The sequence below is a fragment of the Nocardioides daeguensis genome, assembly GCF_019192965.1.
Lineage (GTDB): Bacteria > Actinomycetota > Actinomycetes > Propionibacteriales > Nocardioidaceae > Nocardioides > Nocardioides daeguensis.
On sequence record NZ_JAHTKU010000016.1, the window covers coordinates 12,920 to 26,832 of the forward strand.

The 13,913-nt window shown below is 75.1% G+C and carries 14 protein-coding genes; 4 read left to right on the plus strand and 10 right to left on the minus strand.

Translation table 11 applies throughout. The annotated features are described in order from the left end of the window. Window positions 1-21 precede the first annotated feature (21 nt). From KU893_RS13190 to KU893_RS13230, 9 genes are all read right to left on the minus strand, one after another. Window positions 22-2,610 carry a DUF4153 domain-containing protein gene (locus KU893_RS13190; RefSeq protein WP_218234839.1) on the minus strand — a complete coding sequence of 863 codons (2,589 nt, stop codon included), beginning with the start codon at window positions 2,608-2,610 and terminating at the stop codon, window positions 22-24. 4 nt (window positions 2,611-2,614) lie between these two features. Next, window positions 2,615-3,331, minus strand: coding sequence for a response regulator (locus KU893_RS13195; RefSeq protein ID WP_218234840.1), 717 nt, complete (start codon window positions 3,329-3,331; stop codon window positions 2,615-2,617). Between the two features lie 69 nt (window positions 3,332-3,400). Then, entirely contained in the window at window positions 3,401-4,627 is a 1,227-nt protein-coding gene (locus tag KU893_RS13200; protein ID WP_218234841.1) for a CynX/NimT family MFS transporter, read from the minus strand. Between the two features lie 76 nt (window positions 4,628-4,703). Next, window positions 4,704-5,207, minus strand: coding sequence for a CAP domain-containing protein (locus KU893_RS13205; RefSeq protein ID WP_218234842.1), 504 nt, complete (start codon window positions 5,205-5,207; stop codon window positions 4,704-4,706). 164 nt (window positions 5,208-5,371) lie between these two features. After that, window positions 5,372-5,869: a GNAT family N-acetyltransferase gene (locus KU893_RS13210; protein ID WP_218234843.1), complete on the minus strand. Its 498-nt coding sequence runs from the start codon at window positions 5,867-5,869 to the stop codon at window positions 5,372-5,374. Next, a complete protein-coding gene (locus tag KU893_RS13215; protein WP_257441420.1) occupies window positions 5,866-7,122 on the minus strand; it encodes an MFS transporter in 1,257 nt (418 codons plus the stop codon). Before KU893_RS13215 ends, KU893_RS13210 begins: the two co-directional genes overlap by 4 nt. 2 nt (window positions 7,123-7,124) lie before the next feature. Then, entirely contained in the window at window positions 7,125-7,703 is a 579-nt protein-coding gene (locus KU893_RS13220; protein WP_218234844.1) for a TMEM165/GDT1 family protein, read from the minus strand. 216 nt (window positions 7,704-7,919) lie between these two features. Next, window positions 7,920-8,957: an alkaline phosphatase family protein gene (locus tag KU893_RS13225; RefSeq protein ID WP_218234845.1), complete on the minus strand. Its 1,038-nt coding sequence runs from the start codon at window positions 8,955-8,957 to the stop codon at window positions 7,920-7,922. After that, a complete protein-coding gene (locus KU893_RS13230) occupies window positions 8,957-9,316 on the minus strand; it encodes an ArsR/SmtB family transcription factor (RefSeq protein ID WP_218234846.1) in 360 nt (119 codons plus the stop codon). The genes KU893_RS13225 and KU893_RS13230 overlap by 1 nt, the downstream gene beginning before the upstream one ends. A gap of 98 nt (window positions 9,317-9,414) precedes the next feature. Here KU893_RS13230 and KU893_RS13235 point away from each other — a divergent pair, with 98 nt between their 5' ends. The 3 genes from KU893_RS13235 to KU893_RS23285 are packed head-to-tail and all read left to right on the plus strand — an operon-like array spanning window position 9,415 to window position 12,453. Beyond that, a complete protein-coding gene (locus KU893_RS13235) occupies window positions 9,415-10,749 on the plus strand; it encodes an NAD(P)-binding domain-containing protein (RefSeq protein WP_218234847.1) in 1,335 nt (444 codons plus the stop codon). A gap of 43 nt (window positions 10,750-10,792) precedes the next feature. Beyond that, a complete protein-coding gene (locus KU893_RS13240) occupies window positions 10,793-11,968 on the plus strand; it encodes an MFS transporter (RefSeq protein WP_372449703.1) in 1,176 nt (391 codons plus the stop codon). A 53-nt stretch (window positions 11,969-12,021) separates the two neighbouring features. Further along, entirely contained in the window at window positions 12,022-12,453 is a 432-nt protein-coding gene (locus KU893_RS23285; RefSeq protein WP_218234849.1) for an OsmC family protein, read from the plus strand. A gap of 10 nt (window positions 12,454-12,463) precedes the next feature. Here the strand turns inward: KU893_RS23285 and KU893_RS13250 are convergent, their stop codons facing one another. Further along, the gene (locus tag KU893_RS13250; RefSeq protein WP_218234850.1) at window positions 12,464-13,144 is read right to left on the minus strand and encodes an arsenate reductase/protein-tyrosine-phosphatase family protein; all 681 of its coding nucleotides are present in this window, start codon (window positions 13,142-13,144) and stop codon (window positions 12,464-12,466) included. A gap of 37 nt (window positions 13,145-13,181) precedes the next feature. Between KU893_RS13250 and KU893_RS13255 the strand changes: the two genes are divergently transcribed. After that, on the plus strand, window positions 13,182-13,907 hold the full coding sequence (locus KU893_RS13255; protein WP_218234851.1) for an aquaporin: 726 nt from the start codon (window positions 13,182-13,184) through the stop codon (window positions 13,905-13,907). Window positions 13,908-13,913: the final 6 nt, after the last annotated feature.

The following is a 13,913-nucleotide window of genomic DNA, read 5'->3' on the forward strand; positions in this document are numbered from 1 at the left end:
GCGCGGCGCCGCGGAAGGGACTCAGTCCCCGCTGCCGGCGCAGGCGACCGTCTCGCCGAGCGGCACCCGCTCGCTCCCCTCCAGCGCATCGGCAGCGCAAGCCCGGCCGAGGTTCCACTCCAGCCAGTCGTCGCCACCGACCTCCCGCCCGGCCAGCGCGCACACCCGGTCCTGCCCGTCGAGCCCGGCCAGCACCGGGACGGCGTCCTCGGACAGGTCACGCAGGTAGAACCAGTCGACGCGGCCGGTCTCGGCGTACCGCTCCAGGTTGTGCCGGGCGATCCAGGCGTCCGGGTTGACCAGGGCCAGGCCGAGCAGACCGACGACGCCGCTGAGCAGCGCGAAGCGCGGCAGCCAGGCCGCCCGCAGCCCGATCCCGCTGACCAAGACGGCCAGCACCAGCACACCGAGCCAGCCCTCGAAGACGTCGACCAGCAGCCGCAGCCGGGTGAAGCCGTAGGCGTCCTGGTAGACGTCCATCCGGTACAGCGCGGAGGCGACGACGACGAGCGTCTCGGCGCACAGGGCGCCGAGCGCGGCGCGCAGCCAGAGCCGGTCGGCGGCGGTCTCCCGCGCGGCCTTGCGGGCGGCGACGGCGATCACGAGCAGGGTGAGCGCGGTGGCGACGGTCAGCTGGGCGAAGCCCTCGTGGACGTACTCGGCATAGGTGAGCCCGGTCGTGCGCCGCAGGTAGGCGTGCCCGCCGAACACCACGGCCGCCTGGGCGACGAGGAAGACCGCGAACACGCCGACCACGACCAGGACCGGCGCGAGCCACTCGTAGCGCCGGGCCACGCTGCGTGCGGCGGTAGGGTCGCGGTCGACCCGCGGCGGGTTGAGGGCGAGGTACGCCGCCGCGAGAACCGTGCCGCCGACGGCGACCGTCACGAACGCCCGGAGCACGAACGTGTCGACGGTGAGGTCGGGCAGCAGGGCGTCGACCCACTCCGCGACCAGCGCGTCGGCTGAGGCGAACAGGGCGCCGAAGACGACCAGGCCGAGCACCGACCAGACCAGGGTGCGCAGCAGCGCGGCGCCGTGCCCGACGACCGGCAGCGCGGCGACCGTCCGCCCCAGCCACGGCATCCCCCGCAGCCCGGCGACCGGCCACATGAGGCCGGACAGCACGAACCCGCCGAGGCTGCGCCCCCGGGTCACGCCGATCACGCACAGGCCGGCGCCGGCGAACAGGCACAGCACCACCACCCACTCGGCATCCCGTACGACGGCCGTCGCGGCGAGCAGCACGCACAGTCCGGTGCAGGCGAGCGTGAACGGGTCGCGCCGTGCGCGGCTCGCGGCGAGCACCACGGACCCGGCGGCGAGCAGGACCAGGAAGGTGCCGATGCCCAGCGCCCGCTCGGGCAGGACCAGGCCGCCGAGCAGGCCGGCGCCCAGGGCGCCCAGCAGCAGGCCGGGGCGGACCGGGACGCCACGCTCGGGCCAGAAGCCGCCGAGCAGGTCGTCGGTGACCGACGGGGGCGGTGGGACGGGTGCCGGCAACGGCGGCGGAGCGATCGGGGCGGACACGGGGACCTCCTGGGTCGGTGCGGCGGCCGGGCGGGCCGCGGGTTCGCGGGGCAGGTCGACCCGGACCCGCGCACCGCTGGTGCCGTCCGCCGGGTCGAGGAAGCCGATGGTGCCGCCGTGCAGGTCGGTGACCCATCGGGCGATGGCGAGGCCGAGCCCGGTGCCCCCCGTGCCGGCGGCGGCGGAGGCGGCGAGGGTGCCGAACGGCTCGAAGACCCGCTCCCGGTCGGCGGGGGGCACGCCGGGACCGGAGTCGCGGACGTCGATCCGGTAGCGCTCCCCCGTCGCCGCCGCGTGCACCTCGACGGTGCCCCCGGCCGGGCTGTGCCGCGAGGCGTTGTCGAGCAGGTTGGCGACGAGCTGGTGCAGGCGCGCCGGGTCGGCGGTCACCACGAGCTCGGGCGGGGCCACCTGCACGTCGTACCGGACGCCGCGACCGAGGGCCTCCGCCTCGGCGACCGCGTCGGCGAGGAGCGCGGCGATGGGGACCGCGCGGGGCGCGAGCGGCGCCTTGCCGGCGTCGACGCGGGCCAGGTCGAGCAGGTCCTCGACCAGCCCGCTCATCCGTTCGGCCTGGGCGAGCGCGGTGGCGAGCACCGCTCGGTCATCGGGGACGACCCCGTCGACGACGTTCTCGAGCACCGCCCGCAGGCCGGCGAGCGGGGTGCGCAGCTCGTGGCTGACGTTGGCGACCAGCTCGCGGCGCTGGCGGTCGACGCCCGCGAGGTCGCGGGCCATGGTGTTGAACGCGCGAGCCAGCTCGCCGACCTCGTCGCGCGCGGTGTCGGGGACCCGGACGTCGTAGTCGCCGGTGGCCATCCGGCGCGCGGCGGCGGTCATCTGCCGCAGCGGCGAGGTCATCCCGACCGCGAGCAGCTGGGTGAGGGCGAGCGCGAGGCCGATGGTGACCGGGAGGGTGAGCCAGGTCGGGACACCACCCGAGCGGCCCAGTGCGGCGACCAGCGCGGCGACGGTGGCGCTGGCCGCGACGAGCAGGCCGAGCTTGACCTTGATCGAGCGGACACCGACCAGCGGCTGCGGGGTCCTGCCTCGCGCGCCCCATGCGGATTGGTCGCTCATCGGCCTATTCCCCGACCATTTCGGATGGGGCGCGGTTCCCCGGGACCTCCAGCGCGTAGCCCACCCCGTGCGCGGTGCGGACCAGGTCGGCGCCGACCTTGGCGCGCAGCCCCTTCACGTGGCTGTCGACGGTGCGGGTGCCGGTCGCGCCGTCCCAGCCCCACACCTCGGCGAGCAGCTTCTCGCGGGTGACGACCGCGCCCGGGGTGGCGGCCAGGCAGAGCAGCAGGTCGAACTCGGTCGGCGTCAGCCGCACCTCCTCCTCGCCCCGCCACACCCGGCGCGCCGGGGCGTCGACCCGCAGGTCGCCGAGCTCGAGCGCACGACGGCCGGCCAGCTCGGCGGCACGGTCCACGCGACGCAGCAGCGCCGCGACCCGGGCGACCAGCTCGCGCATCCGGAACGGCTTGGTCAGGTAGTCGTCCGCGCCGACCCCGAGCCCGACGAGCACGTCGGCCTCGTCCGCGCGGGCGGTGAGCATGAGGACGGGCACCGGACGGTCGGCCTGGATCCGGCGGCACACCTCGTGGCCGTCGTACCCGGGGAGCATGACGTCGAGCAGCACCAGGTCGGGGGCGTGCTCGCCGTACGCCGCCACGGCGGCGGGACCGTCGACGGCCCGCACCACGTCGTACCCCTCGGCCTGCAGGCGGTCCGTGACCGCCTGGTTGATGACCGGGTCGTCCTCGACCACGAGGACCCGGCGGCGCACGCTCTGCATGCCCTCGAGGCTAGGACCCCGCAAGCGCGGGAGGCGGGGACGACGTGTGCAGGTTCTGTGCAGATCGGCTCAGCCGCGCGGGCCGAGCTCGTCCTCGACGTACCGGTCGCGGGTGGCGTAGAGGCCGCACAGGTAGAGCGGCACGCACAGCGCGAGGAGCACCAGGACCGGCACGGTCCACCCACCCGTGGCGGCGTGCAGCAGGCCGACGCCGAACGGGCCGGCCGCCGCGATCAGGTAGCCGGCGGACTGGGTGAACCCGGAGAGCGCGGCGGTGCCCTCCGGGGTGCGGCTGCGCAGGCCGATCAGGGTGAGGATCAGTGGGAAGGTGCTCGCGCCGCAGCCGATGGCCAGCGCCCACAGCCAGCCGAGGGGCCGGGGGTCGGCGAGGAAGCCGAGGTACCCGACCGGGTAGCAGGCCATCAGCGCGGTGAGCAGCCAGCGCTGGTCGCGCAGGCGGCCGGCGAGGACCGGGATCAGCAGCGAGAGCGGGATGCTGGCGCCGGTGACGACGCCGAGCAGCACGCCGGCGGCCTCGGCCGAGTAGCCGGCGTCGCGGCACATCTGGGCGAACCAGCCGAAGACGGCGTAGGCCTGCAGCGACTGGAGGCCGAAGGCGCCGGCCATCGCCCAGCCGAGCCGGGTCCGGGCGATGGCGCTCACGCCGAGGGAGTGGGGACGACGACCCTCGTGGAGGTCGTGCCCGAGCAGCCCGATCCACGGCAGCACCGCGATGGCCGCGGTCACCGCCCAGGCGCCGAGGCCGCGCGCGTAGTCGACCTCGCCGCCACCCGCCGTCGCGATCGGCACGCTGAGGGCGGAGGACGCGGTGAGGCCGACAGCCATCGACGTGGTGTAGACCGCGGTCAGCTGGCCGACCCGCTGCGGGAAGTGCAGCTTGACCAGCGACGGCATCAGCACGTTGGCACTCGCCGCCCCCGCCAGCGCGGCGAAGGACAGGACGAGGAACAGCCAGCCCTGGTGGACCTGACCGCGGCCCCACAGGCAGCCGGCGAGCAGCAGCAACCCGAGCAGCGTGACCCGGTGCAGTCCCAGCCAGGACGCCAGGCGAGGCGCGAGGCCGCCGACCAGCGCGAAGCAGATGACCGGCAGCGTGGTGAGCAGCCCGGCCTCGGTGTCGCCGAGCGGTACGCCGCCCCGGATCTCCTCCAGCAGCGGGCCGACGCTGGACGCCGCCGGGCGCAGGTTGAAGGCGAGGACCACGATCCCGAGGACGACGAGCAGGCGCTGGAGGCTGGTGTCCTGGGCGGCGTCGACGGAGGTGGTGGCTGTCACGGAGTCATGCAACACCAACGGTGGCGCGCGGATTCCGGCGGGGCCACCGCCCCCCGCGCCGTCGGCCCCCTCCGGCTCAGGGCGCCCGGAAGATCACGCTCACGAACACCGTGCCGTGCTCGTCACGCCAGGCGCCCACCGCGGCCTGACGGTACGACGGCCGCACGATGACCTCGTGGTGCGTGGGTGACTCCATCCAGGCCCGGACCACGACGGCCGGGTCCCGAAAGCCCCTGCCGCGCGCGATGATCTCGCCGACCCGGGCACCGCCGCACCGGCCGAAGACCTTGCTCAGGCCCGGGTAGTGCACCATCTCGTCGCGCACCGCCATCCGCCTCGAGCGCGCCTCGGCGAGCGCGTCGACGCACGCCGACGGCACCAGGCCGCGCAGCCCGCGGCGCTCCCGGCGCCGCTCGAGGGCCTGGAGGACGGCGCTCTCGTAGCTCTCGCCCATGGCCCGCAGGCCGCGATCGCCGGCCTCGGCGCGACTCGCGGTGGCGTGCGTGGGCACCGGGCAGGTCGCGAGCAGCGCTGCCGCGACCGCCAACTGCGCCAGGCCGGCGCGGACCGGTGCACGCATCCTCGTTACCTCCCCGTCGGGGGCGGTACCCGGGACCTGGCGGTCGATGCGACCGACCCGGCCGGGAACCTCGACGCCCGGACCCGAGCTCCGTCACCGTCGAGCGGACGCCCCGCGCGACCGCGGTCACCGCTCGCCGGGCAGGCGGTGTCACGGAGGTGTGCTCAGCCGGTCCGGTCCGCGCGCAGGATGCTGTAGGAGTAGCAGTCGTGGAAGGAGCCCGCGCGCCACTGCGCGCCCCGGACGGCGCCCTCGCGGGTGAAGCCCGCCTTCTCCAGGGCCCGCTGCTCGGCGAGGTTCTCGACGTCGGTGCAGGCCTCGACCCGGTTGACGGTGGTGTGCCGGAAGAACAGGTCGACGAGCGCGCGCTGGGCCGCCGTCCCGGCGCCGCGACCGCGAGCCTCCGGGCGCAGCCAGATGCCGATCATCGGGTTGCGCGACTCCGGCATCGGGCCCCACTGCTGCCAGATCCAGCTGACGCTGCCCAGCAGCAGTCCGGCCGCGTCGCACACGGCCAGGCCGCCGAACTCGCGCAGCTCCGGGGAGTAGGGCTCGGTGCGCGGCGCTCGCGGCCCGAAGTCGTCGTACGGCGCGTCCCCGCCGCCCAGCAGCGGCAGGTCCTCGGCCACGACCGGTCGCAGCACGACCTCGGTCTCTCTCATCGCCTCGGCTCCCTCCGGGTCGTGCGCCACAGCAGCACAGCGGCTGCCGCCTGCAGTACGCCGATCACCATGGCGAGCAGTCGCGCGTGGTGGTCGACGAGCGCGCCCGCGAGGGCGCCTCCGGCGAGTGCGCCGAGGCCCTGGACGGCCGCGAAGACACCGTACGCCGTGGCGCGGCGCCCGGCCGGGACCAGGTCGGCGACGTACGCCTTGACCGTGGAGTCCTGCACGCCGGTGGCCGCGCCCCACACGACGACGCCGACGAGCACCAGCGTCAGCTGGTCGGTGAAGACACAGAGCGGGACGGCCGCCACGAGCACCGGTACGACGAGCAGGACGCGCCCGCCCCAGCGGTCGAACATCCCGCCGGTCGCCAGCGCGGCCAGCGCCTCGACGGCCATCGCGAGCGCGTAGACGAGCGGCACGACGGCCGCGGCGACCAGGCCGGCCTCGACGAAGCGGTAGGACATCACGCCGAAGGTCATCAGGCCGGCGGTGGTGAGCGCCGCGGACAGCGAGAACAGGTGGAACGTGCCCGGCAGGTCGGCGCCGAGCGCCGCCGCACGGACCTCGGCCCAGGCGCTGCGCCCCGTCGGGGCCGGCACCGTGGCCTCGTCGTCGGGCTCGGCCCGGGTGGCGATCGGCGCCCGGCGACGCAGCTGCGCGAGCAGCAGCATCGCCAGCGCGCCGGGGATCGCGAGCACCGCGAACCCCGGCCACAGCAGGCCGGTGAGGCCGGCGATCCCGGCGAGCAGCAGCGGGCCGGTGAACGCGCCGACCTGGTCGAGGGCCTTGTGGACCGCGAAGCCCTTGCCCCGGCCGGTCGAGGTCGCCATCCGCGCGAGCAGCGCGGACTTCGCGGGGCTGCGGACCGCCTTGCCGGTGCGCTCCAGCACGATCAGCGTGGCGGCGACCGCGAGCCCGGCGCTGCCGAGGAACGGGGTGACCGCGAGCAGCGGCACGCACACCGCCGTCATCGCGTACCCGACGACGGTCAGCCGCCAGTGCCGCTGGCTGCGGTCGGCCCACGGCCCGGTCACCAGCCGGAACATCAGCGCGACCGCCTCGCCCGCCCCGGTGACCAGGCCGACCGTCAGTGCGGATGCCCCGAGGCTGCCGAGGAACGGCCCGGCCATGGCCCGCATGCCCTCGTAGACCATGTCGGCCGCGAGGCTGACCAGCCCGAACGCGAAGACGGTGCGCCAAGGCGTCCAGACCGGGTGCGCCGGTGCTGCCTGGTCCGAGGGGGTCACCCTCAGATCCAACCAGCCCCGCTCGCGACGAGCAGCAGCCCGAACAGCGCGAAGAGGGCGGCGGCGCCGTACTTGATGACCTTCTCGGGCAGCTGGCGGCCGAGCACCGCACCGAGACCGATGGCCAGCGCGTCGGCGGCGACCATGCCCACCGTGGAGCCGAGCCAGGTGCCGAACCAGCCCTCCTGGGTGGCCAGGGTGATGGTCGCGAGCATCGTCTTGTCGCCCAGCTCGGCGAGGAAGAAGAACACGGCGACCACCAGGACGGCCCGGCCAGTGGCGCTGGCGGCCTTGCGCTCGTCGTCCTCGGTCAGCTCGTCGCCCCGGAGGGTCCACAGCGCGAAGCCGAGGAACGCCAGGCCCGCGCAGACCTCGATCGTGCCCTGGTAGCCGGCGAACGCGTCACCGATCACGTAGCCGATGCCGACCGACGCGAGGTGGACGACGGCGGTCGCGGCGGTGAGGCCGATCAGCACGTCGCGAGCGCGGTAGCGGGTGGCGAAGGTCATCGCCATGAGCTGGCTCTTGTCGCCGAGCTCGGCCACGAAGATCACCGCGGTGCTCAGCAGGAAGGCGTACATCAGGGGTTCCTCTCCGGCACCTGGCCGAGGAGCCCGCCGCGATGACGTGCCTTCGACCAGGCACGTCCGTCACAAAACAGGTCGCACAACTGGTCGAAAGTCTCGTCCGCCACCTCACGGTGGCCTGCTGTGCCGGGCCCGCGGACGCTCTTGCGAGCGCGGCGGTCCAGTGTGTCGACACAGCCGTTGAGGACTACTCCCCTTCGTGCCGCCAGTCTAGGGCTGCGCGGCGGCGCCCGGCGAATCGGCCGGGACCAGGCCGAACGCGTCGAGCAGCGAGGGGGCGTTCGCGGCCCGGCGCAGCGGTGCGCCGCCGGCCACCTCGGACAGGGCCCGGGACAGCGCGTAGTGGTCGAGCCGGCGCCCGACGACGACGTGGTCGAGCGAGGGGTGGACCACCACGGTCAGCACCACGTTGTCGTGGTGCTTGTCGTCCTCGTCGGCCGTGATCACCACCGCCAGCCGGCCCGACCTCCAGTCGGGGCCGGCCAGCACCTTGCCGACCACGTCGCGCATCCACCGGTCGGCCGAGTCGAGACCGCAGTCGTGGGCGTCGTTGCACAGGTCCGGGACCGCCATCCCGACCGCGGGCAGGCGGCCGGCGGCGATGTCGGCGTCGAGGCGGGTGAGCGCGACGTCGTACGACGAGCAGGGGGTGCGCTCGTCGGCGAAGTAGGTCCAGGGGTTGTGCCGAACGGCGTACCTGGCGTGGTCGGCGAGCGCGCACGGGGCCGTCATGCCCTCGGCGTACACGCCGGCGGTGCGGCCCGACGCCACGGCCTGGCCGAAAACGCTCGCGCCCCGCAGCCGGTGGGCGGCGGGCGTGCGGTCGTCGGCGATCCCGAAGGTGTCGCCGCCGGCGATGGCCAGGTAGTTGGGCAGCGAGGGGTGGGTCAGCGCGTGGTAGTCGGTCGCGTGGCCGTAGCGGGTCGCGAGGTCGTAGGTCCACGGCATGCCGGTGCGCATCTGGTCGAGGGAGTGGTTCTCGACGACGAGGACGAGGAGCTTGTCGACCTGGTGGGCCGGCGCGGCCGGCTGCGCGGGGGTGGGGGTCGGGCTGGCGCTGGGGCTGGGCGTCGGACTGGGGGTCGGGCTCGGCGTGGGGCTGGGCGTGGGGCTGGCCGGGCTGGTCGTGCTGGCGGGACTCGCGGTCGGCGCCGCGTCCTCGCCGGATCCGCCGCCACACGCCGCGAGCAGCAGCGCGGTGCAGCAGGCGAGGACCGCCCACCCGCAGCGCCGGGTCGCCGTGGCCATCAGGCCCCGATCGGCGTCAGCGCACCGGCCAGCGCCCGCAGGGCCTGGGGCGCGACGCGGTAGTAGGCCCAGCGGCCGCGCTGCTCACGGGTGGCCAGGCCGGCGTCGACGAGGAGCTTCATGTGGTGCGACACGGTGGGCTGGCGCAGCCCTACCGGCTCGGTCAGGTCGCAGATGCACGCCTCGCCCTCCGGCGCCACCGCGATCAGGGAGAGCAGCTTGACCCGGGTCGGGTCCCCGAGCGCCTTGAACATCCGCGCCAGCATCTCCGCGGCGTCGTCGCCGACCAGGCCGGCGGTGACCGGGGAGCAGCAGGCGGCGATGTCGTCGGGCTGGAGGACGGGCAACGGGGACGGCATGGGTCCATGATGCCCCATCCATTGACATCTGTCGATGGATGGGGCAACGTTGTCGCATCGAAGAACATCGATGGACGATCGACGCCTCGAGGAGAGACATGAACAACCTGCCCGTCGTGGTGATCGGCGCCGGCCCCCAGGGCCTCGCCGCCGCAGCCCACCTGCTGGAGCGCGGCCTGGAGCCGCTCGTGCTGGAGTCCGGCGACGGCCCGGCCGCCGCGGTCGCCGAGTGGGGGCACGTACGTCTGTTTTCGGCCTGGCCCGAGCTGATCGACGCCGCGGCACGACGGCTGCTGGAACCGTCGGGGTGGAGCGCCCCGAGCGCGGGCTACCCCACCGGCGCCCAGTGGGTCGAGGAGTACCTCGCCCCGCTCGCGGCCGCACTCGGCGACCGGGTCCGCTACGACGCCCGGGTGAGCGGGGTGTCGCGCAAGGGCCGCGACCGCCTGGTCGACGCCGACCGCGCCGCCCAGCCGTTCACCGTCCACCTCACCGACGCCGCAGGCAACGAGTCACGCCTCGAGGCGCGCGCGGTCATCGACGCGTCGGGCACCTGGCGGCGACCGAACCCGGCGGGCGCCGACGGCCTCCCGGCGCTGGGCGAGCGGGCCGCCGCGGACCTGTTGACCTCCCAGGTTCCCGACCGCGCCCGGCCCGAGCGGTACGCCGGGCGGCACACCGTGGTCGTCGGCTCCGGCGACTCGGCCTTCAACGCGATCCACGAGCTGACCCAGATCGCCGAGACCCACCCCGGCACCCGGATCACCTGGGCGATCCGGCGTGCGGTCGGAGCCGGCACCTTCGGCGGCGGCGCGGCCGACCAGCTGCCCGAGCGGGGCGCGCTCGGCCAGCGAGCCCGCCAGGCCGTCGACTCCGGCGCGGTCGAGCTGGTCACCGGCTTCCGGACCGCCGAGATCCGCACCGAGGACGGGCAGGCGGTCCTGGTCGGCGAGGACGGCCGCACGCTCCCGGCCGCCGACACGGTCGTCGTGCTGACCGGTTTCCGCCCGGACCTGTCCTTCCTGTCCGAGATGCGCCTGGACCTCGACCCGACCCTCGAGGCGCCCCGCCGGGTCGCGGCCGAGATCGACCCGAACATCCACTCCTGCGGCTCGGTGCAGGCCACCGGCGCGGCCGACCTCGCACAGCCCGAGCCGGACCTCTACCTGGTCGGCATGAAGTCCTACGGGCGCGCGCCCACCTTCCTCGCGCTGACCGGCTACGAGCAGGTCCGCAGCGTCGTCGCGGCGCTCGCCGGCGACCACAAGGCAGCCGCGCGGGTCGAGCTGGTGCTGCCGGACACCGGCGTGTGCGGCGGCGCAGGGGTCTTCGACGCCCCGGAGGCGGCGGGCGGCGGGTGCTGCGGCACGGCGCCCGCCGAGGCCGCCGCAGGCGAGATCCTGACGATCGGGCGGGCCCCTGCCCACTCCTGAGCGGCCGCGCGGGGTCCTGCTCACGCTGTGCGGGACGGTCACGATCGCCTACGGCGTGCTCTACTACGCCTTCACCGTCCTCGCGAGCGGCATCGTCGAGGACACCGGGTGGTCCTCGAGCGCCGTCACCGCCGCGTTCTCCGCCGGGACGCTGTTCGGCGCCCTGGCCGGCGTCGCGACCGGCCGGGTGCTGCAACGACACGGCCCTCGCGTCGTGATGACCTCCGCGAGCGTGCTCGCCGCCCTCGCGGTCACGGTGGTCGCGACGGCGCCCTCGCTGCCGGTGTTCACCCTGGGCTGGCTGCTCGCGGGCGCCGCGAGCGCCGGCACCTTCTACCCGCCGGCGTTCGCGGTGCTCACCCAGTGGTACGGCGCGCGCCGGGTGCGGGCCATCACCACGCTGACGCTGGTGGCGGGCTTCTCCTCGACCGTGTTCGCGCCCCTGACCGCCGTCCTCGGTGAGGAGCCCGGCTGGCGGGCGACGTACCTGGTCCTGGGCGCGGTGATGCTGGTCGCGACCGCACCGGCGCACGCCCTGGCCCTGCGCCTGCCCTGGCACCCGAGCACCGGCGCGGACCGCGGCCACGCCCACGGCCGCTCGGATCGCGGCATCCTGACCAGCCGCACCTTCGTCCTCGTCACCGTCTCGGGCGCCCTGACCTCGCTGGTCATGTACGCCTCCCTCGTCCACCTCGTCCCCCTGCTCCAGCAACGGGGCACGAGCGTGCAGCTGGCGGCGTGGGCGCTGGGTCTCAGCGGCGCCGGCCAGGTGGGCGGGCGCCTGCTCTATCCCACGCTGGAACGCCGGATGCCGCCGCACGTCCGGGCGGCCGCGGTCATCTCGGTGCTCGCCGCCACGGTGCTGGCCCTGGGCATCGTGCGGGGACCGGTGCCGCTGCTGATCTCGATCGCGGTGCTCGCCGGCTCCGCCCGCGGCCTGTTCACCCTGATCGGCGCCACGGTGCTCACCGAGCACTGGGGCCCCGAGCGCTACGCCGCGCTCAACGGCGTCTACAACGCCCCCGTCGGCGTCGCCGCCGCCCTCGCCCCCGCCGTCGGGTCGGGCCTCACGGCCCTGACGGGCAGTCCCGCGGGCCTCTTCGTCGCCCTCGGGCTCCTCGGGCTCGTCGGTGCGGCGCTGGCCGTGGCCAGTGGCGACGGCACGCCGCGGACCCCGCGCGTCGTACCGGTGCCGGCAGGGGCCGAAGAGCACGCCTGAACCGTGCCGAAGGGCCCTGGGGCCGCGACGCTGCGACCCCGGAGGATGGGGCTGTGCCAGCACCGACCACCTACCAGGTCCGGGCCGTGTCCCGGGCCGGCAGCGACGCGGCCGTCACCGCGCGCTCCACGTCCGTCCCGATCGACGCCGCCTGGGGGGCGGCGCCGACCGGGTCGCCGGGGCCCGCCGAGCTGTTGGCCTCGGCCTTCGCCGCCTGCCTGCTGAAGAACCTGGCCCGCTGTCGCGAGCTGATCGGCTTCGACTACGACGACGCCGAGGTCACCGTCACCGCGCGCCGCCAGGACGCGCCGCCTCGCTTCGTCGAGATCACCTACGCCCTGCGGGTGACGAGCCCGGAGCCCGCCCGTCGGGTGGACCTGGCGCACCAGAACCTGCGCAAGTTCGGCACGGTCTACAACACGCTGGCCGCCGTGTGCGACGTCCACGGGACGGTCGAGGCCGTGCTCCCCACCGCGCGCACCTGATCGAGCGCCCTCAGCAGGCCCGCCCGAGGAGCGGCACGAGCTGGGCGACCCGGGCGGCGAGCTCGTCGTAGGCGCGGTCGAAGGCGGCTCGGGTGCCCGTGACGACCGGGTCGGCCACCGACCAGTGCACCCGCGACACCGACCCGAGCTCCTCGTGGGCGAGGTCGCAGACGGTGACGACGAGGTCGTCACCCGCGGGCCCGACGTCGGCGAGGTGCTGGGGGGCGACGTCGGGCAGGTCCAGGGCGTGCCGCCGGGCGGCGGCGCGCGCGCCGGGCGCCACCCGCTCGGCCGGCCGGGTCCCCGCCGACGTGGCCGGGATGGTGCTGGCCCCTCGCCACAGGGCGGCCGCCAGCTGCGAGCGGGCGGTGTTCGCGGTGCACACGAAGACGACCCGGGCCGGCACCGCGAGCCCGGCCCCGCCCGGCGCAACCGGCAGCGCGCGCACCAGTCGCCAGTAGCTGCGCCGGCCGTCGCCCTCCGAGCGGTGACGCGCGACCACACCCGCGCCCTGGAGGACCTTGAGGTGGTGGGCGAGCAGGTTCGACGGGACGTCCAGCCGCTCGGAGAGCTCGGAGGATGCGGCGTCGCCGAGCGTGAGCAGGTCGACCACGCGCAGCCTGGTGGCATCGGCGAGCGCGGCATGGACCGCGACCCGGCGCTCCACGTCCCCTGTTTGCTCAGTGTTCATTGCCTCAAGTTTGACTGAGCAAAATGCGCCGGTCAAGATGATCGCCGTGAGCATCCCGCTGCCCCGCCGCCTGCTGGCCGAGTTCCTCGGCACCGCCCTGCTCGTCGCCGTCGTGGTCGGCTCCGGCATCGCCGCCGAGACCCTCTCCCCCGGCGACGTCGGCCTGCAGCTGCTGGAGAACTCGACGGCGACCGTCTTCGGGCTCACCGTGCTGATCTTGTGGTTCGGGCCGGTCTCGGGCGCGCACTTCAACCCGGTCGTCTCCGTCGCGGACTGGTTCCTCGGGCGGCGCAGGGGCGCCGGCCTGAGCCTGCAGGAGGTGGGCGCGTACGCCGTCGCCCAGGTCGCCGGAGGCATCGCCGGCGCGGTCCTCGCGAACGTCATGTTCGAGGTCGACCAAGGCCTCTCCGCGAAGGACCGGGTCACCGACGGCCACCTCGTCGCCGAGGTCGTCGCGACCGCGGGACTGGTCGCGCTGATCTTCGCGCTGGTGCGGACCGGCCGCGGCGCGCTGGCCGCGCCCACCGTCGGCGCCTACATCGGCGCGGCCTACTGGTTCACGAGCTCGACGTCGTTCGCCAACCCCGCGGTGACGATCGGCCGGGTCTTCACCGACACCTTCGCGGGCATCGCCCCGGGTTCGGCCCCGGCCTTCGTCGCGATGCAGGTCGTCGGGCTGCTCCTCGGCATCGCCCTCACCCTGGCGCTCTATCCCGACGCCGGGGCCCGGGCCGACGACGTCGTCGTCCCCCATCCCCACTGACCCACC